This window comes from Paeniglutamicibacter psychrophenolicus (assembly GCF_030812255.1).
GTDB classification, from domain to species: Bacteria; Actinomycetota; Actinomycetes; order Actinomycetales; family Micrococcaceae; genus Paeniglutamicibacter; species Paeniglutamicibacter psychrophenolicus_A.
Genome location: NZ_JAUSSH010000001.1, coordinates 644596 through 662523, shown reverse-complemented (window position 1 = coordinate 662523; position 17928 = coordinate 644596). Strand labels below are relative to the sequence as shown.

Here is a 17928-nt window from a genome sequence, read left to right as displayed (position 1 = left end):
CGGGCTACTTCAGGACAACTTCGGCAGGGGTGATTTCCGTGCTGGCCGGAAGCTCCCACTTGGTGTTGATTTCCCCATAGGTCGGGGATTCCAGCACCGCGACGGTTGCTGCCTGGACGGCCGGCAGCAGCCCGCTCTTCTTGCCCAGCGCCGTGGCGGTCAGTTCCGGCTCGTAGTCCGGGCCCTCGGCCAGCTCGAACTTGCCGTCAGCCAGCGTGCCCTGGTAGGCCAGGGACACCGAGTCGGCCATGACTCCCGCGACCCGACCGGAGGTCAGGGCGAGGTTTGCATCGTTCTGTGTGGGGAAGAACTGCATGTCGATGGCGCTCTTGCCGGCCTCGGTGCATTCCTTGGAGAACGCCGGCAGGATGTCCAGCGACTGGATCGAGCCCTTCTGTGCGGCGATCGCCTTGCCGCACAGGGAGGTGGCTTCCACGGTCAGCGCCTCCGGGTTGCCCGGGGCCACGGCCAGGCCGGTGCCGCCCTGCAGGTAGGGAACGAAGTCCACGACCTTGCGGCGCTCATCGGTCACGGTGAAGGTGGACATGCCCATGTCGTACTTGCCCGAGGCCAGGCCCGGCAGGATCGTGTCGAAGGTCGCCGGGACGTGCTCGACCTTCAGGCCCAGCACCGCACCGATGGCGTCGCCCATGTCGGCATCCCAGCCGATGATGGTCTTGTTGTCCGTGTCGTAGAACTCAAACGGCGGGTAGGTCGGGTCCGAGGCGATCGTCAGGACGCCCTTGTCCCGGATCTCCGCCGGGAGCAGGGCCCGGGCTTCCTCGTTGACGGCCAGTGCCGTGCCGGATCCGGCAGCCGGGGCGTCGGTGCCCTGGGTGGTTCCGGCCTCGGAGACGGTGGTGCATCCGGTGGCGGCCAGGGCAAGGAGGATGCCGCCGGCCAGAAAACGTGAGGTGCGCTGCGAGATCATAATCTGTCCTTTTTCGGGGTTGTCCGGGCCGCGAGTGGCGCCGGGCTTGGTGGGGGAACGGGATTTGCTACGACTGGGGGGATTCCAGCAACTCCGCAACGTGGAGAAGATGGGCCCCGGGGTCCACCAGCGTGGGCCGGCGCATGATCGCGACCACGCCGTCTATCCGCGCATGGAACACCCGCGGTTGCCGGTCCAGCTCGTCGATGAAGTGCACCCGCGCCACCGGTTGCCCGGCGAGCACGGATTCACCCAGGTCCACGAGCGGTTCAAAGAGCCCGGCCACCCTCGAGGTGACCGTGGATTCGGGCACCAGTTCCAGCCACTGCGGCTCGGCCACCGGTGCGGCGTCGCCGGCGTCGGTGTCCCGGCGCATGATCCCCAGGTCCGCCAGCATCCGCGGCATGCCGCCGCGGATGGTGGAGAGCACCTGGCGGTCAACGGTGCCGGCGCCGCACAGCTCGGTGGAGATGGTCAGGACCCCGGCCAGGTCCCCGGCGCTGGAAAGCGATGCGGGTTCCAGCAGCGGGGCGACCACCATCACGTAGGGCAGTCCGAGCAGGCGGACGGCCCGCAGTTTCGCTTCCCACAGCTCCTCGTCCGGGCCGCGGTAGATGAAGGCGCTGGGCAGGTAGGTGGCGTTCGAGCCGCCCGAATGCATGTCGATCAGGAAATCGGCACGCGGCAGCAGTTCCCCGGCAATCAGTGCGGCCACTTGTGCGGTGGGCCCGCCATCGGCGTTGCCGGGAAAGCTGCGGTTGAGGTTGCCCGCGTCGATGGGCGAGACCCGCGCAGCGCCGCGCACGGCCGGGGAGTTGGCCGCCGGCACGATGATCACGGTGCCGGTCAGCTGCTCCGCTTCCAATTCACGGATCAGTTCGTGGGCCAGGATCTGGCCCTCGTACTCGTCCCCGTGGGTGCCGGCGACCAACAGGGCCACCGGTCCGGGGCCCGAGGAGATCACGGCCACCGGGACCGGGATGACCGAGCCGTCGTGCACATTGTCCGAATGCACCACATGTCCGTAGCCCAGCTGTTTTCCGATGGCGGAGAAGTCGATTCCGGTGAAGGAGTCGCTGACCGCGGCGAGCTGGCGCAGCTGCGCCGCCCCGGCGCTCACGGAACCCACCTCAGGGCCGCGGCGCGGCGCGGGGCCAGCACCGTGACGGAGACCTTGGCGTCGGGGGCGGTGAGCGAAACGCGCAGCGCTTCGTCCTCCTCGCCTTCGACGATGAACACGTCGCCGGGCTTCAGCCAGCGTTCCCACGGGCCGTCGACCGCGGCAATGAGCACCTCGCCGTGCAGCGAGGTCACCACCAGCTGGTGTCCGGCGGGGCGTTCGACGATCCCGGTGTGCCCGTCGGTGTAGACGGAGGTCTGCACCCCGATGTAGTCGGGGTCGGCATCGATGAGCACCTCGGGCCCGGAGTCGCGCTCGGCCAGCCGGGCGGTCCAGCGCCAGGGGTCTCCTCGTTCATCGGTGTCCGGGTTGGCGGCCAGGGTTCGTTGCCCCTGCCCGGCCTCCCAGTAGTCGTCGAGCGAATCGGCCCGTACCAGCATCCACATGGCGTTTATGCCCTTGCACCGGCGACGGGCCGGTCCGCGGCTGCTGCCTGCTCGCGCTTGAGCAGCGTGGAGAGGATGCGCCGGGCCTTGGCCACGCCGCCGTCCTGGGCGATGAGCACGTCGAACTCACCGGCCGGGCGGGTCTGCATGCCGATTTCCTGGGCTTCCAGGGCCTCGGCGTCTTCCTCCAGCACGGTGTTCAGGCCCACGCGCAGGTCCTCGGTGGCCTGCGAGTCGTCGACGGCGAAGTTGCGGCTGAAAGCGTAGTAGTACCAGGAGTTGTGCTCGTCGATGGGGGTGATGCCGTTGAGCACCTTGATCAGGTAGCCCTCCTCGCGGGGACGGCCTTCCCCGGTGATTCCGGAGTGCAGCACGTGCAGGTTGGGGACGAAGAACTCGGTGCAGTGGAAGCGGTCGAACAAGCCGCGGGCATCCATGGTGTCGGCATACAGCGGCGGGGCGGCCACCGAAGGCATCAGACGGTCGACGCTGACCACCGAGCCCTCGACTTCCACGGTGATGCCGTGCTCGTAGATGTAGTCGTCGCCCACGGTGGTCTTGTGCAGGAAGGATTCGTGGGTCAAATCCAGCAGGTTGTCATGGATCAGCCCGGCGCGGCACTTGAAGTGGAAGGAGTGGGTGACGGTCGCCCACTCGGGATCGGTCATCCAGTGCGTGTCCGGCACGTCCGCGGGATCGGCCAAATCGGCATCGCCCATCCAGGCCCAGATCCAGCCGTCCTTTTCCACCAACGGGTATTTGCGGACCTTGGCGCGCTCCGGGATGGTGCTTTGCGCCGGGACCTTGGTGCACATGCCGTCCGCGCCATAGGTGAAGCCGTGGTAACCGCACTCGATGGAGTCCCCGATGGTGCGGCCCTCCGAGAGCGGGAAGGCGCGGTGGGCGCAGCGGTCGGCCAGGGCCACGGGCGTGCCGTTCTGGGTGCGGAAGAGTACCAGGGGTTGTTCGCAGATGACCCGCTTGACCGGCTTGCGGTCGACCTCATTGCTCCAGGCCGCCACGTACCAGGTGTTCAAGACATACATGTTTTTCCTTTTCCAGAAGATCGACAGTGACTGACTGCATTCACCGTATACAGTGGATACAGATAGGTCAAGGGTTTTTTGTGATCTCCGCCACCAGCTCCTCGCCATGAACCGAAAACCGCACGATAGAATGCTGGGAACGGCGAATAGACACTTTCAGGGAGACGCATGGCTACGGGAGTCCACGACGCAAGGCCGCTGGCGGTGCGCGTCCATGAACAAATCGCCTCCGAAATCGTCAGCGGAACGCTGAAGCCGGGGGCATCCCTGGTCCAGGAGCAGGTTGCCGCCCAATACGGGGTCTCACGCACCCCGGTGCGCGACGCGTTGGCGCAAATCGCCATGGAGGGGCTGGCCACGCTGGTGCCCGGAAGCGGGTACGTGGTCAACGACCTCACCGCCCAGGATGTACACAACGTCTTCGAGGTGCGTTACCACCTGGAGCAGCTGGCAATGGCACAGGCCATCGGGAAGCATTCACCGGCGCAACTGGTGCGGCTGCGGGCACTCATCGACGAATTCGAGACGGTGGAACCCACCGACGCTGAGGAACAGTTCCGCCTTGGCAAGGAATTCCACCTGAGGCTCTTGGACCCCTGCCCCAACCAGTACCTGCGCGAAACCCTGGGAAGCATCTGGGGACACCCGATCCAGCGGCGGATCACCCGCGCCTACCAGCTGGGGCCGGAACACCAGGCCTCCATCGCACAGGCCCACCGCGACATCCTCCAGGCGCTGCCCGCGGGCGACCTGGAAACGATCATCCGGGTCTTGGGCTACTGCCACGACGCAGGCGAGATCGACCCGCAGGCGCTTCCCTCCCGCGGGTGAGCCCGCGGAACCAGGCGGCTATGATCCGGTGGCTTGGGCCCTGATCCGCAGGATCTCCTCCTGGTAGGCGAGGTAAAGGTTGGCGATCAGGCCCGGCTCGTCCAGGCCCCCGCCGAGGAGCTCGCCCACCTTCTTGACGCGGTAGCGAACGGTGTTCGGGTGGACGTAGAGCCAGGCCGCGACCTTGGCGACATCCTGGTCCAGCGCCAAATACCCCTGGATCGTGTCCACCAATTCCTTTTCCTGTCGCAGCGGCTGCACAAACCGGGTCAATCGCTTGCGGTCCGCGGGGCCCTTGAGCCGCGCCAGCAACCAGCTCGCGGGATCAACCTGCTCCATCTTCACCATGCACCCGGTCCCACCCGCCTCGCCGGAAGGCCGCCGCCGGGCGATGCCGGCGGCAAGTTCGGCCTCCGCGAACTGCTCCGGGACCTGCGCGAGTGAAGCGAAGGGCTCACTCAACCCAATCGCCAGGCCCTGCGCAACGGCTTCCAGCCATTGCCCGCCGGCCCTGGACTCCGGAAGCAGGGCATGGAACCCCGGAGGCACCTCTGGCGTCTTTCCGTTCTCGGCGAAGAGCAGCGGAACATCCAGCCGACCTGCAACATCCATCAGGGCCTCAACCCGGGCCGGGGTCAGCAACGCCTCCCCCAGCGTGGTGGCCACCACCACGCGGACCGGCTCGAAGGCCGTGAATCCCAGGGGCTTGAGCGACTCCCAGTAGCGCAGTTCCCGCGAGACCTCGATCCCGTCCTGCAGGCTGGTCAGCAGCCGGGCATTCTCATGGCGTTGGCGCGAGGTGTCGAAATGGCTGATGCCCTCAATCGCCCCGAGCATGCGCTGGGTGGTTTCCAGCAGGACATCGCCCAGGTCATCGAGCAGCGCCCCCTGCCGCGTGGCAATCGCCAAATGGTAGCCGCGTCCGCGCAGCACCATCGAACGGTACATCACTTCCCAGCGGCCAATCGAAATCCTGTCCAGGGGCGAGGGCCCGCTGGCGATCGCCGAGAGGATCAGGTTCGTGGGCCCCTCGCCCGTGGATTCGACGATGGCCCCGGAATCATCGTAGAGCACCGCGGTCCCGCGGCAGGCGGTGCCCACCCGGCCGATCAGCGACTTCACCGGGGTGTCGGAGGAGATGCTGTCCAGCAGGTCATTGGTCAGCCAAAGCATGCGCTTGATGCCGTACTCCTCGGGCACCGCAGCGTTTCGATTGACGTGGTTTTCGATCTGCCGGAAGGGGACCTCCGGGGCGACGGCCACCAGCGGCAAGCCAAGCTCGAGGCAGCTCTCGCGCAAGGCCCCGGGAACCGCGGGGAAATACAGGCCGATGCCGAAAAACAGCGCTGAAATCTCCGCCCGGAGCAGTGCCTCCACCAGCTCGCGCGCCGCGGCCTCCGGACGCGCTTCGGTGATGAACCGCATGCCGGTGGTCAGCATGATGTTTCCCGGTTCAAACCAGCGGGCCGGATCGTGGATCTCGGAACTATGGGCTCCGGTGACCCGCGGATCAAGGGGGCCGGCCACCACGAGTTCCAAACCCAGGGTCCTGTCCTTCACCAAGTCACTTAAGTGCAACACCGCGATTTCCTTCGTTCGATCCACTCTTCGTTTTCGAGGCCGTGGGGCCCCGAATCATCCCGAGCCGTGCGGGTGTTTGTAGAAATTCCAATGATAGGCCCGCGAGCTTTGAAATCCACTAATGACAGAGATGTGCATCACACTGCATGGTTGTGGGAAGCGAATAACACGAACCCTGCAAGGAGCGCAGAATGGCTAATTTACGAGTTGCCGTGGACGTGGGAGGCACGTTCACCGACGTCTGCATTTTCGACGAAGAGACCCAGGAAATGCGGGTCACCAAGGTTCCCTCCACACCCCACGACCCGATGCTGGCTGTCATGGGCGGGGTGGAACGGGCGAACATCAATCTTGCCGATGTCTCACTGTTCTCACACGGGACCACCGTGGCGACAAACGCCCTCATCACCCGCAAGTTCCCCGCTTCGGCCATGATCACCACCCGCGGATTCCGCGATGTGATCGAAATCCGGGACGGAACCAAGGACGATCTTTGGGATGCGTACAACGATGTCTCGGGCCCCTACATCCGACGCCGCGACCGCTTCGAGATCACCGAGCGCGTCGACTTCTCCGGGAAGGTCGTCACCTCCCTGGACGAGGTCGAGGCCCGGCGGCTTGCCGCCCTGCTGCGCAAGCGCGGCACCACCACGATCGCCGTGTGCTTCATCAACTCCTACGCAAACCCGGCCAACGAGATCCGGATGCGCGAGATCCTCCAGGAAGAGCTCCCCGAGGCCACCGTCTCGGCATCGGCCGAGATCCTTCCGGAGATCTTCGAGCACGACCGCTTCAACACCGCGGTCTCCAATGCCGTGCTGGCCCCGCTGGTGACCGGATACGTGGACCGCCTGGCCACACAGCTCAAGGACGGCGGCTACGCCGGGGACCTGCTGCTGCTTCACTCCGGCGGCGGATCGATGACCCCGCGAATGGTCAAGCGCTACCCGGTGCGGCTCGCCGCCTCCGGCATTGCCGCCGGCGCCATCGCCGCCAAGCACGTCGCCCAGCAATGCGGCTTCGAGAACGCCGTCGGGCTGGACATGGGCGGCACCTCCACCGACATCTGCCTGGTCTCGGGCGGTGAACTGCGCATCACCAAGGAATGGCAGGTCGAATACGGCCACCCCATCGTCTTCCCCTCCATCGAGGTCATGACCATCGGTGCCGGCGGCGGCTCCCTGGCCCACATCGACATCGCCGGATCCCTGCGCAACGGCCCCCAGTCCGCCGGCGCGGCACCGGGCCCGGCCTGCTACAACACCGGCGGCGAAGAACCCACCAACTGCGACGCCAACGTGGCGTTGAACCGCCTGGGAACCTCCCTGGCCGGCGGCGCCAAGTCCCTGGACCGCACCCTGTCACTGGAGGCCATCAAGCGCGTCATTGCCGAGCCGCTGGGCATGGAAGAGGCCGAGGCCGCCCACGCGATCCTGCAGGTCGCCAACGCCAACATGGCCGATGCGGTCCGCCTGATCTCGATCCGCCGGGGCTACGACCCGCGGGACTTCGCGCTCATCGCCTTTGGCGGGGCCGGGGCACTGCATGGCGCCGAGGTGGCACGCGAACTGAACATCCCCACCGTCGTGGTTCCGGCGAATCCCGGGGTCACCTCCGCACTGGGCTGCCTGCTGGTCGACATCCGCCACGACCTCTCGGCGATGTTCACCGGCCTGGCCTCCGAGACCGATCCGGCCGACATCGAAGCCCGCTTCGCGACCCTGGAAAGGGAAGCCTCCTCGCGCCTGCGGCATGAGGGGGTCAGCGACGACAACGCCGTACTGCAACGCGAGATCTCCATGCGCTACGCGGGACAGTGGCGCTCGCTCTCGGTGCCCATCGGGTCCGGACGCGGCGCCCTGGACACGGCCATTGAGACCTTCCACCAGGAACACGAGCGCGAATTCGCCTTCCGCCAGGACGACCAGCCGGTGGAGATCTACCAGCTGCTGCTCAGCGCCGTCGGCAAGACCCCGAAGCCGGCCTTCATTCCGGCCACCGAACTCAACGCGGCCCCGGGTTCCCCGGTCTCCACGCGGGAAGTGTACTTCGGGGACGCCGGATGGCTGGACACCCCGGTCTTCGACCGCAGCCGGCTCCCCGCCGGAGCCACCTTCCCCGGACCGGCCATCATCGACCAGCTCGATTCCACCACCGTCGTGCCACCGCGCACGACCGCCGAAATCGACGGCTGGGGCAACATCCGCATCCACCTCCACGACCTTCCCTCAAGCAAGGAGTCCTAGTCATGACCGATACACTCGTTGCCCCAGATACCCTGGCCAACACGGCGAAACATCCCTCGCTGGACCCCGTCACCTTCGAGGTGCTCAAGAACGCGTTCGCGACCTCGGTCGACCTGATGAGCGAACAGATCCTGCGCACCTGCTACTCCTTCGTCATCTACTCCCGCGACTTCTCCTCGGCATTGTGCGACGCCCGGGGCAACACCGTGATGCAGGGCTCCGGCGACATCGCGGTGCACGTGGGAACGCTGCACTTCCAGTGCAAGGCCGTGCTCGAGGAGTTCGGCACGGACATCCACCCCGGCGATGTCTTCGCGATCAACGACCCCTACCGCGGCGGGACGCACTTCAACGACGTGTCTTTCATCCGCCCGATCTTCGCCGACGGCGAGGTCATCGCCTTCGCCCAGAACAAGGGGCACTGGGCAGACATCGGCGGCAATGTCCCGGGATCCTTCGATGTCAACGCCAAGGAGCACTTCGGCGAGGGACTGCGCATCACCCCGGTGCGGATCTGGTCCAAGGGCGTCTTCCTGCACGACGTCGCCCAGCTGCTGGTGTCCAACACCCGCGCACCGCGCCAGGCCATGGGCGACCTCCATGCCCAGTCCGAGGCCACCGCGGTCTGCGAGCGCGAAGTGCACCGCCTGGTCGGCAAGTACACCAAGGGCACCGTGCTGGCGGCCATGCAGGAAACCCAGGACTACGTGGAGCGCACGGTGCTGCGGCAGCTGGAGTCCCTGCCCCGCGGCGAATGGGAAACCACCGACTACATCGACGTGGACCCGGGCAAGGGCGAGGGCCTGGTGCCGATCAAGATCAAGCTCACCCTCGACGGCAACGGCATCCACTACGACCTGACCGGTTCCGCCCCCGCCGTGGCCACCTTCCTGAATTCCGGGTACGGGACCACCCACTCGGCCATCTACGCCGGCACCAAGACCTTCTTCCCCGATGTCCCGCTGAACTCCGGCTTCTACGCCGCGGTCCGTGCGGAGATCGGCCCGGAAGGCACCGTGGTCAACGCCGGATGGCCCTACGCCGTCACCGGGTTCTGTTCCGGTCCGTACGAGAAGATCATGAACGGGATCTTCGAACTGTGGAGCCAGATCATGCCCGAACGCGCCATGGCGTGCGCGTTCAACCTCGAGTACCTGCTGGTGGGCGGCAAGGACGCCCGGACCCCGAACAACGAGTACTTCATGTGGTACGACTGGATGGCCGGCGGCTGGGGCGGACGCGCCAGCAAGGACGGCTCCTCGGCCACCGCACCGGTCTTCGGCCCCGGGCTGGCCGTGCAGCCGGTCGAGGGCCAGGAACGACTCTCCCCCGTGCTGACCACCCGGCACGAGATCGCCATTGACTCCGCCGGGCCGGGCCGCTACCGCGGCGGACTGGGGATCGAAAAGGGCGGGGTGCTCACCGACGCCTTCGACACCGTCATGAGCTACTGCTGCGACCGTGCCCGCTCCATCACCTGGGGCATCGAGGGCGGCCTGCCCTCCATCCCGCACGGCGTCTGGCTGAACAAGGGGACGGAGCAGGAACGCTACCTCGGTTCGAACTTCTCTTCCGTGCCGGTGCAGTCCGGGGACACCTTCACCCGTCCCTCCGCCGGCGGCGGCGGCTTCGGCGACCCGCTGCTGCGCACCCCCGACGAGGTCCGCGAGGACGTCATCGACGGCTACGTCTCGCTCGAACGGGCCGCCAGGGACTACGGCGTGGTGATCCGGGAGATCGACGCGGAACTCGACGAGTTCGAGATCGACGAGGCCGCCACCACCGAGCTGCGCGGGCAGATCCGTGCCGCGCGGCAGGGCTGGCTCACCGAGGATGCGCACGCGGTGGCCGAACGCTACCGCAACGGCACCACGGACATGCTCGATGTCATTCGCCGCCACGGCGTGATCCTGGACTGGGGCACCGGCGAACTGTATGAGAACACCACGGCCGAGTACCGGCAGTTGATGAAGCGCCGCTCATCGGCCCACTGGCAGTAGCCGACGGCCCACCGCCGCCGGGCGGAAGGGGGAATGCTCGAAGCCGCCGGGTTTCCCGGAACTCTTCGCCCCCCCTTCCGCCCGGCCGCACCACCCCCCAGTGCGGGGCTCGAGGTAATCGGTGCCGGTGTCCCCCTGCCGCGGCGGGGGACACCGGCACCGACACCCGGGGCGCGGGGATCGGCTGCCGAACCGCGCACCAGCACGCAGCAATTGTTCGACTTCACACACAGGGCACCGGCTGACCCCCAGGGGATGGCCTCGACCCCATTCCTTGTCACCCACCCCCGGCACCAGGCACCCACCGGATCGCCCCCTTGGCCCTGCCGTGCCCTTTTGAAGGAGAAGTCCCGTGTCAACGCAAGCAACGGCCGAGAACCCGGCCACCGAAAACACCAAGATGGGTGCCGGCTCCCTGTCCATGGCCTGGTACGGCCTGGTGTCGGCCATGTTCTTCATCTACATCGGCGCCTCGCTGGCCCAGGCCTATGGCACCATCGACACCCTCATCGGGCTGGCGATCACCATCGTCCTCTATGGGGCGATCAACCGGGTCCTGGCCGGGTATGCGCTGAAGCATTCCCTGACCGTCGCCCAGTTCTCCCGCACCCTGCTCGGCAGCAAGGGCGCCCTGCTGGCCACCCTGGTCTTCGCCGCCACCGCCATCTACTATGCGGTCTTCGAAGGTGCCATCCTCGGCTACGCCTTCCAGGCCCAGTTCGGCGGGCCCCTCGAGCTCTGGTACGCGCTGGTGGTGCTCTACACGATCCCGCTGATCGCCGGTGGCATCCAACGCTGGCTGGACAAGATCAACGGCTGGCTTCTGCCGGTCTACTGGGGCGGCCTGCTCGTCGCCGTCATCTGGGCGTCCATCGCCCACCCCGATGGCGGTGCCTGGCTCACCCATTCCCCCGGGGCCCTGCCGTTCACCGCCGGCGGTCCCGGCTGGCTGGCCACCTGCGCCGCCTTCATGGGCGTGTGGATCCTGATGATGTACACGATGGACTTCGCCGCCCTGGGCCGCGCCAAGGACGTCAAGTTCCACCAGCGCTACACCTTCGGCTGGCTGTTCTACACCCTGGCCTTCGGCGTGAACTCGCTGATCGGCATCTACCTGACCTTCACCATTCCCGGCGCGGAAGCCACGGAAACCGGTGTGGCCGGGGCCCTGGTACAGCTCATGGGTCCGCTGGGCCTGCTGGTGATCTTCGTGTCGCAGACCCGGATCAACACCGCGAACTACGCGCTGGGCATTGCCAACCTGCGTGAATTCGCCCAGCGCGCCCTGCACCTGCGCCTGCCCTCGCTGGCCTGGGTCGGGATCGGCGCCACCATCATCTACCTGCTGATGCTGCTGCCGGTGGTCAAGTACCTGCTGCTGGCCCTGTCCTGGCAGGGTGCCCTGGTCACCGGCTGGGTGGCCATCGCACTGGTGCACATCCTGGTCCAGGAGCGCCGCGGCGGCATCGTGCCGGCCGGATCGCTTCCCGATTCCGCCTTCCCCGCGCTGAACCGGGCCGGAGTCGCGGCCTGGGTGATCTCGGCAGCGGCCGGGATCACGCTGATCCAATCCGGCAGCCCCTGGGCCTCGAACATCGGCTCGCTGGCCACCCCGGTGCTGGCGGCGCTGATCTACGGGGCCTTGATCCGCCGCTCCGGCTCCGAAACCGTGACCCCCGCGGCGAGCCTGGCCGGCCGCTAGCACCCGGTCATTTCCGGTCGCACCGGGTCGCACCCGGTCGTTCCCGGTCGTTCCCGGTCGTTCCCGGAGGCACGGTGGCCACCCCGCCTCCTTCGGCAGGTGGCCAACCGCCGCAAAAAACAGGCATCGCCCGCACTCCCCCGGCATGGGGAAGGCGGGCGATGCCTGTTGTGCGATCAGCGGCTGGCGACGAACGCCTGCACGCAGGCCTCGATGTCTTCGTCCGAGTGGGCCGCCGAAAGCTGCACGCGGATGCGTGCGGCGCCCTTGGGGACCACCGGGAAGCTGAACGCGGTGACGAAGACGCCCTGCTCGAGCATCTTGCCGGCCACCTCTGCGGCCTTGACGGCGTCACCGAACATCACCGGGACGATGGCGTGCTCCCCATCGAGCAGGTCGAAGCCCTCCTCGGTCATCCGGCGGCGGAAGAGCGCGGCATTGGCGAAGAGCTTCTCGCGCAGTTCGCCCGAGCCCTCCACGAGTTCCAGGGCCTTGAGCGTGGCGGCGACGATGGCCGGGGCCAGCGAGTTGGAGAACAGGTAGGGCCGGGCCTTCTGGCGCAGCATCGCCACGATCTCGCCGCGGCCTGCGACGTAGCCGCCCGAGGCGCCGCCCAGGGCCTTGCCGAAGGTGCCGGTGTAGATGTCCACGCGGTCCGAGACCCCGGCGTGCTCCGGGGTGCCGGCGCCGGTGGCACCCATGAAGCCCACCGCGTGGGAGTCGTCGACCATCACCAGTGCACCGTATTTGTCGGCCAGGTCGCAGATGGCCTGAAGCGGGGCGATGAAGCCGTCCATGGAGAAGATGCCGTCGGTGACGATGATGGTGCGGCGGGCGCCCTTGCCGTCGTTCAGTGCGGCGGCTGCCTCCAGCTGGGTCTCCAGGTCCGCCATGTCCTGGTTCGCGTAGCGGAAGCGCGCGGCCTTGGACAGGCGGATGCCGTCGATGATCGAGGCGTGGTTCAGCGCATCGGAGATGATGGCGTCCTCGGCGCCGAAGAGCGACTCGAAGACACCGCCGTTGGCGTCGAAGCAGCTGGAGAACAGGATCGTGTCCTCGGTGCCCAGGAACCTGGAGACCGCAGCCTCGAGTTCCAGGTGCAGGTCCTGGGTGCCGCAGATGAAGCGGACCGAGGCCATGCCGAAGCCGCGGGTGTCCATGGCGTTCTTGGCGGCCTCGATGATGCGCTCGTCGTCCGCCAGGCCCAGGTAGTTGTTGGCGCAGAAGTTCAGCACCTTCTTGGCACTGGAGCCGAGCTCTCCGGCGGAAATGCGGTTGGACTGGGCCGAGTCGATGTGGCGTTCGGACTTGAACAGGCCGTCGGTGCGCAGCTGGGCCAGTTCGGCTGCCAGCTCGTCCTTCATGGTGGTGTACACGGGGCTTCTCCTAAAGGTCGCGGGAATGTGGAAGATGCTTGGGGGAAAGTCTAGAAGACGGTCCAGTCCAAGACGACCTTGCCGCCGTGGCCGGAGCGCGCGGCGTCGAAGCCGGCTTCCCAGTCCGTGGCCGGCAGGTAGTCGGTGACCACGGAGGCGACGCGCTCGCGCAGCACCGGGTTGGAGGTGAGCATGGCGCTCATTGCGTACCAGGTTTCGAACATCTCGCGGCCGTAGATGCCCTTGAGCGTGAGCATGTGGGTGACGACCTTGCCCCAGTCGATGTCGATGGAGCTGGAGGGCAGGCCAAGCATGGAGATGTGCCCGCCGTGGTTCATGTTCTCGATCATTTCCGGCAGCGCCGTGGGGTGGCCGGACATTTCCATGCCGAAGTCGAAGCCCTCGCGCATGCCCAGTTCGCGCTGGGCGTCCTTGATGCGGGTCGCCGAGACGTCGATGGCCAGGTCCACGCCCATGCCGCGGGCCAGTTCCAGGCGCTGCGGGGAGACGTCGGTGATGGCGATCTTGCGGGCACCCGCGTGGCGGGCCACGGCGATGGCCATCAGGCCGATGGGCCCGGCACCGGTGATCAGCACGTCCTCGCCGACCAGCGGGAAGGACAGCGCGGTGTGCACGGCGTTGCCGAACGGGTCGAAGATCGCGCCGAGTTCCGGGGTGATCGAGGGGTCGCGGTGGACCCAGACGTTGGTCTCGGGAATGACGACGAATTCGGCGAAGGCGCCGTCGCGCTGCACGCCGACCGAGACGGTGTTGATGCACATCTGGCGCCGGCCCGCGCGGCAGTTGCGGCACATGCCGCAGACCACGTGGCCCTCGCCGGAAACGCGGTCGCCGATCTTCACGTCGGTGACTTCGTCGCCCACCTCGACGACCTCGCCGTAGAACTCGTGGCCCGGGATCATCGGGGCCTTGATCATGGCCTTGGCGGCGTCGTCGTAGGCCTGGATGTGCAGGTCGGTGCCGCAGATGCCTGCGGTCATCACGCGGATCTTCACGTCGCGGTCGCCGGCCACGGGCTCGGGGCGGTCAACCAGCTCGAATCCGGCGTGCGGTCCGGACTTGTACAGTGCCTTCATCGATGGCTCCTCAATTGCGCCGCCTGGCGCGCGTTCATGGACGATTCGCCTCCAGTCTGGCATCTCGCACCCGACATAGACACCTTAGAAGATACGCATGTTTCTCAATCAACGAATTAGGATTGACTACATGGAAGTCCACCAGTTGCAGATCCTGCGCGAACTCGGCGACCTCGGCTCGGTCAAGGCCGTGGCCCGCGCCATGTATGTCACGCCCTCGGCCGTCTCCCAGCAGCTGGCCCTGCTCCAGCGCAACATCCAGGTCCCGCTGACCCGCAAGGAGGGCCGGAACCTGGTGCTCACCGAGGCCGGTCAGGTGCTGGCGGCCGCCGGCGCCACGGTGGTCTCCTCGCTGGCCGCGGCACGGGCCGCGATCGGCGAGTTCCAGGAGAGCACCGCCGCCCCGGTCTCCGTGGCCGGGTTCCACTCCGTGGGCCAGGTGCTCTTCGCCCCGCTGCTGGGCAAGCTCACCGCCCCGGGCTCCCCCGCGCCGCGGTTCTTCGACGAGGACGTGGCCCAGCAGGATTTTCCGGCGCTGACCGCCCGCTACGACCTGGTCCTGGCCCACCGCATGGACCACACCCCGCACTGGCCCGCCGAGCGGGTCGTCGTCACCCCGCTCGCGCACGAGCCCCTGGACATCGCCCTGCCTGCCGGCCACCGGCTGGCGGCGAGGGACACGCTGCGCCCGGCGGATTTGGTCGGCGAGCACTGGGTGGTCAGCCGCGAGGGGTTCTCCCCGGCCGATGTGCTCGGCGCCATCAGCGCGGTCGCCGGCTCGGCCCCCGACATCATCCACCGCGTCAACGACTACGCCACGGTCGCCGCCCTGGTCGCCGCCGGGGACGTCATCGGCATCATTCCGCGCTACACCGCCGGCGCCGCGCTGGGCGAGAACGTGGTGCTGCGCCGGCTCGAGGGCATCGCCAACCGCCGGCGCATCGACCTGCTGGCGCGGCCCGAATCCATGCACCGGCGCAGCGTGCAGCTGGTGGCCACCGCCATGGGCCAGGCCATGGCCGAGCTCACCGGCGACGCGGTTCCGGGACCCACGGCCTGATCCCGACGCGGCCCCTCCCACGGAAGGTCGTTCCGTCGATTTCCTGCTGCGGCCAGGCGACCAACCGGGGCAAGCTTCCAGGAGAACCGCGCATGGACGACCCGACGCCGCAGGCCTCCGCATGGCAACCGGAACCGGGATTCGCCCAACCGCCACGACACGAGCTGGCTTGCTGGCTGGATCCCCGTACGTCGGCTGCGGTCCCGGCCGAGGCGGGCTCGGCCCTACGCTCCACGGCGCAAAACCTCGGCGCCCGGCGCGGTGCCGCAAGTGTTCCGGTGGGGCTGGGCATCACCCTGGCCCGGGCCGCACTCGTCAACGTGGTCACCTCCGATGCGCTGCCGGGCGCCCTGCCGTGGCTGGTCCCTGCCTCCGTGTTGTCGACGGGGTTGGGCCTGTATCTCTGGCGCCGGGTCAACTCGGCCACGCCAAGGGCCAGCCACCTCGCCACCATGTATGCCGGCCGCAGCGTCGCCGGCGGATGGATCATGGCCGCGGTGCTCGGCGTTCCGCTGTGTGCCATCGTGCATGTGGTGCTGGTGTCCCAATTCGACGACTCTGTCCCGGGCGCGCTCGCCTGTGCCGGGCACCAACTGGCCCTGCTCGCCGGCATGACCGGTGACTTCTTCCCGCCCGGTTACTTTTCCGCGCATTCCCGGTGGGACCTGCGCCGGCTCATGGCCGGAAAGCCCCGCGTGCGCGCCGAGATCGAGAAGCCGTCTCGGTCCCGGGTCGATCCGATCGGAACCATGTCCCTCGGCCCGCCTTAGGCCTCGGCCAGCAGCTGCCCGATGCCATGGACCCCCACGCCATGCAGGGGATCTCCCACCGGCAGCGCGGCCATGAGCACCGCGTAGTTCACCGCCCAGGCCCGGGCCCGTTCCCAGGTGCCCGGCGAATAGAGCCCATGATTCTCCAGCTGCCGTCGGAACTCCGCGCGCGCAGATGCGCTGAAGTGCAGCCACGCCACGGCCAAGTCGCTGGCCGGGTCCCCGGCGGTCAGGTCGCCGAAGTCGATGACCGCGCACAGCCGGGACTTCCCGGTGCCCGCGGCATCGCGCACCAGCATGTTGTGCGGGTGCGGATCCCCGTGCAGCCACAAGCGCGGCCCGGCGTGCGGGACCTCGGCGAGCCCCCGCTCCCAGATGTCCAGCAGTGCCGCGCGCTCGGGCTCCTCCACCGCCTCCAGCCGCCCGCGCAGCGCCTGGTCCCGGTCCCGCAGCGGAACCCCGCGCACCGGGTTGCGCGGGGCATCGGCCGGGGCCGGCACATGCAACGCCCGGAAGAACGTGGCCAGTTCCCCGGCGTACCCGTCGCGCACCTGCACGCCCACCGAGGCCGCGCTGGAACCGGGCAGCCACGGCACCACCGCCCAGTGGTACGGGTAGCCCTCTCCCGGCCTGCCGCGGTGCAGCGGCACCGGGACCGGCAGCGGCAGCCGCGGCGCCAGGAACGGGAGCCAGCGCACCTCGTTGAGCAGCAGCGCATGGGCAACGTCCCGGCGCGGCAGCCGCACCGCGAGCTCGGTCCCCAGCCGGTAGATCACGTTGTCCCAGCCGTCGTCGGCGAACCGAAGTTCCAGCCGGGCCAGGTCCGGGTGCTGGGCGCGCAACAGGGCCCGCACCAGTGCCGGATCGACGGCCACGTCGGCAGCAGGCACGGGCGTGGGGGTCATTCCCCCGGTGCCTGGACCATCGCGGCGATCTGGATCAGGTTCCCGCAGGTGTCATCGAACACTGCGGTGGTCACCGGCCCCATCGCGGTCGGCGGCTGGGTGAACTGCACACCCAGGCCCACCAGCCGCTCGTATTCCGCCTGCACGTTGGTGACGGCGAAGGAGGTGAACGGGATTCCGTCGGCCACCAGCGCGTCGAGGAAGGGCCGCACCGCCGGGTGGCTGTCCGGTTCCAGCACCAGCTCCACCCCATCCGGGTCCTCCGGCGAGACGACCGTCAGCCAGGAGAACTCCCCCATCGGCACGTCGTTCTTCTTCACGAACCCCAGCTTGGTGGTGTAGAACTCAAGCGCCTTGGCCTGGTTGCTGACCAGCACGCTGGCAAGATTGATCCTCATGGTTTTTCCCTTTCGATGCCGGCAATGCGCCCGGGCGCGGCGCGTCCGGGTCCGTGGTGCTGCCGAGTCCGTCGGCTTCCCTTGTGGAGTCCTGCGCCTCGGTGTCCGGCCAGCGCTCCGTGATCGCACGCAACGGCGCGGTGTCCACGTAGTGGAACTTGTAACGCCCCGAGCGCTCGCTGCGCACCAGCCCCGCCGCCTCGAGCACCGCAAGGTGCTGCGAGATCGCCTGCCGGCTGGGGTTGATGCCATGCCGCGACGACAACCGGTTGCAGATCTCAAAGAGCGTCTGGCCGGTGTGTTCCACCAGCTCGTCCAGGATCACCGCCCGGGTCGGGTCCGCCAACGCCTTCAACAGCTCCTCCACACCCACCATTAAGGCAAGTGGTCGCTTGCCTGTCAAGACCCGGCCCACGTTA

16 protein-coding genes are annotated in these 17928 nt (G+C 67.8%); 6 read left to right on the top strand and 10 right to left on the bottom strand.

Annotation, left to right across the window (positions count from 1 at the left end):
- Nucleotides 1-4 precede the first annotated feature (4 nt).
- The 4 genes from J2T21_RS02870 to J2T21_RS02855 form a co-directional block, all read right to left on the bottom strand.
- On the bottom strand, nt 5-931 hold the full coding sequence (locus J2T21_RS02870; RefSeq protein ID WP_307578227.1) for an ABC transporter substrate-binding protein: 927 nt from the start codon (nt 929-931) through the stop codon (nt 5-7).
- 67 nt (nt 932-998) lie between these two features.
- A complete protein-coding gene (locus J2T21_RS02865) occupies nt 999-2051 on the bottom strand; it encodes a succinylglutamate desuccinylase/aspartoacylase domain-containing protein (RefSeq protein WP_307578226.1) in 1053 nt (350 codons plus the stop codon).
- On the bottom strand, nt 2048-2497 hold the full coding sequence (locus J2T21_RS02860; protein WP_307578224.1) for a hypothetical protein: 450 nt from the start codon (nt 2495-2497) through the stop codon (nt 2048-2050). The genes J2T21_RS02865 and J2T21_RS02860 overlap by 4 nt, the downstream gene beginning before the upstream one ends.
- A 5-nt stretch (nt 2498-2502) precedes the next feature.
- Complete coding sequence (locus J2T21_RS02855; protein WP_307578222.1) at nt 2503-3543, bottom strand: aromatic ring-hydroxylating dioxygenase subunit alpha; 1041 nt, start codon at nt 3541-3543, stop codon at nt 2503-2505.
- Nucleotides 3544-3711: 168 nt separating this feature from the next.
- Between J2T21_RS02855 and J2T21_RS02850 the strand changes: the two genes are divergently transcribed.
- A complete protein-coding gene (locus J2T21_RS02850) occupies nt 3712-4374 on the top strand; it encodes a GntR family transcriptional regulator (RefSeq protein ID WP_307578220.1) in 663 nt (220 codons plus the stop codon).
- Between the two features lie 18 nt (nt 4375-4392).
- On the opposite strand, the gene J2T21_RS02845 is transcribed toward J2T21_RS02850, so the two are convergent.
- Nucleotides 4393-5955 (bottom strand): PucR family transcriptional regulator, encoded by a 1563-nt coding sequence (locus J2T21_RS02845; protein WP_307578218.1) that lies wholly within the window; start codon nt 5953-5955, stop codon nt 4393-4395.
- Between the two features lie 191 nt (nt 5956-6146).
- Here J2T21_RS02845 and J2T21_RS02840 point away from each other — a divergent pair, with 191 nt between their 5' ends.
- The 3 genes from J2T21_RS02840 (at nt 6147) to J2T21_RS02830 (ending at nt 11903) form a co-directional block, all read left to right on the top strand.
- Nucleotides 6147-8201, top strand: a complete 2055-nt coding sequence (locus J2T21_RS02840; RefSeq protein WP_307578215.1) for a hydantoinase/oxoprolinase family protein — start codon at nt 6147-6149, stop codon at nt 8199-8201.
- A gap of 2 nt (nt 8202-8203) precedes the next feature.
- Nucleotides 8204-10201: a hydantoinase B/oxoprolinase family protein gene (locus tag J2T21_RS02835; RefSeq protein WP_307578213.1), complete on the top strand. Its 1998-nt coding sequence runs from the start codon at nt 8204-8206 to the stop codon at nt 10199-10201.
- Between the two features lie 352 nt (nt 10202-10553).
- Complete coding sequence (locus J2T21_RS02830) at nt 10554-11903, top strand: purine-cytosine permease family protein (RefSeq protein WP_307578211.1); 1350 nt, start codon at nt 10554-10556, stop codon at nt 11901-11903.
- Between the two features lie 176 nt (nt 11904-12079).
- On the opposite strand, the gene J2T21_RS02825 is transcribed toward J2T21_RS02830, so the two are convergent.
- Entirely contained in the window at nt 12080-13279 is a 1200-nt protein-coding gene (locus tag J2T21_RS02825) for a glycine C-acetyltransferase (RefSeq protein WP_307578209.1), read from the bottom strand.
- A 50-nt stretch (nt 13280-13329) separates the two neighbouring features.
- Nucleotides 13330-14376, bottom strand: coding sequence for an L-threonine 3-dehydrogenase (tdh, locus tag J2T21_RS02820; protein ID WP_307578207.1), 1047 nt, complete (start codon nt 14374-14376; stop codon nt 13330-13332).
- A 130-nt stretch (nt 14377-14506) separates the two neighbouring features.
- On the opposite strand from tdh, the gene J2T21_RS02815 reads away from it, so the two are divergent.
- A complete protein-coding gene (locus J2T21_RS02815; RefSeq protein WP_307578205.1) occupies nt 14507-15436 on the top strand; it encodes a LysR family transcriptional regulator in 930 nt (309 codons plus the stop codon).
- A gap of 92 nt (nt 15437-15528) precedes the next feature.
- Nucleotides 15529-16206 carry a hypothetical protein gene (locus J2T21_RS02810; RefSeq protein WP_307578203.1) on the top strand — a complete coding sequence of 226 codons (678 nt, stop codon included), beginning with the start codon at nt 15529-15531 and terminating at the stop codon, nt 16204-16206.
- On the opposite strand, the gene J2T21_RS02805 is transcribed toward J2T21_RS02810, so the two are convergent.
- The 3 genes from J2T21_RS02805 to J2T21_RS02795 are packed head-to-tail and all read right to left on the bottom strand — an operon-like array spanning nt 16203 to nt 17876.
- A complete protein-coding gene (locus J2T21_RS02805; RefSeq protein WP_307578201.1) occupies nt 16203-17111 on the bottom strand; it encodes an aminoglycoside phosphotransferase family protein in 909 nt (302 codons plus the stop codon). The two genes, J2T21_RS02810 and J2T21_RS02805, sit on opposite strands and share 4 nt — an antisense overlap.
- Complete coding sequence (locus J2T21_RS02800; RefSeq protein WP_307578199.1) at nt 17108-17509, bottom strand: VOC family protein; 402 nt, start codon at nt 17507-17509, stop codon at nt 17108-17110. The genes J2T21_RS02805 and J2T21_RS02800 overlap by 4 nt, the downstream gene beginning before the upstream one ends.
- Nucleotides 17457-17876 carry an ArsR/SmtB family transcription factor gene (locus tag J2T21_RS02795; protein ID WP_307578197.1) on the bottom strand — a complete coding sequence of 140 codons (420 nt, stop codon included), beginning with the start codon at nt 17874-17876 and terminating at the stop codon, nt 17457-17459. Before J2T21_RS02795 ends, J2T21_RS02800 begins: the two co-directional genes overlap by 53 nt.
- Nucleotides 17877-17928: the final 52 nt, after the last annotated feature.

Bases quoted from the DNA above. Each gene is read 5' to 3' on its own strand.
- J2T21_RS02815 (WP_307578205.1), top strand. From the start codon at position 14,507: ATGGAAGTCCACCAGTTGCAGATCCTGCGCGAACTCGGCGACCTCGGC.
- J2T21_RS02850 (WP_307578220.1), top strand. From the start codon at position 3,712: ATGGCTACGGGAGTCCACGACGCAAGGCCGCTGGCGGTGCGCGTCCAT.
- J2T21_RS02810 (WP_307578203.1), top strand. From the start codon at position 15,529: ATGGACGACCCGACGCCGCAGGCCTCCGCATGGCAACCGGAACCGGGA.
- J2T21_RS02870 (WP_307578227.1), bottom strand. From the start codon at position 931: ATGATCTCGCAGCGCACCTCACGTTTTCTGGCCGGCGGCATCCTCCTT.
- J2T21_RS02840 (WP_307578215.1), top strand. From the start codon at position 6,147: ATGGCTAATTTACGAGTTGCCGTGGACGTGGGAGGCACGTTCACCGAC.
- J2T21_RS02800 (WP_307578199.1), bottom strand. From the start codon at position 17,509: ATGAGGATCAATCTTGCCAGCGTGCTGGTCAGCAACCAGGCCAAGGCG.
- J2T21_RS02860 (WP_307578224.1), bottom strand. From the start codon at position 2,497: ATGTGGATGCTGGTACGGGCCGATTCGCTCGACGACTACTGGGAGGCC.
- J2T21_RS02835 (WP_307578213.1), top strand. From the start codon at position 8,204: ATGACCGATACACTCGTTGCCCCAGATACCCTGGCCAACACGGCGAAA.
- J2T21_RS02805 (WP_307578201.1), bottom strand. From the start codon at position 17,111: ATGACCCCCACGCCCGTGCCTGCTGCCGACGTGGCCGTCGATCCGGCA.
- J2T21_RS02855 (WP_307578222.1), bottom strand. From the start codon at position 3,543: ATGTATGTCTTGAACACCTGGTACGTGGCGGCCTGGAGCAATGAGGTC.
- tdh (WP_307578207.1), bottom strand. From the start codon at position 14,376: ATGAAGGCACTGTACAAGTCCGGACCGCACGCCGGATTCGAGCTGGTT.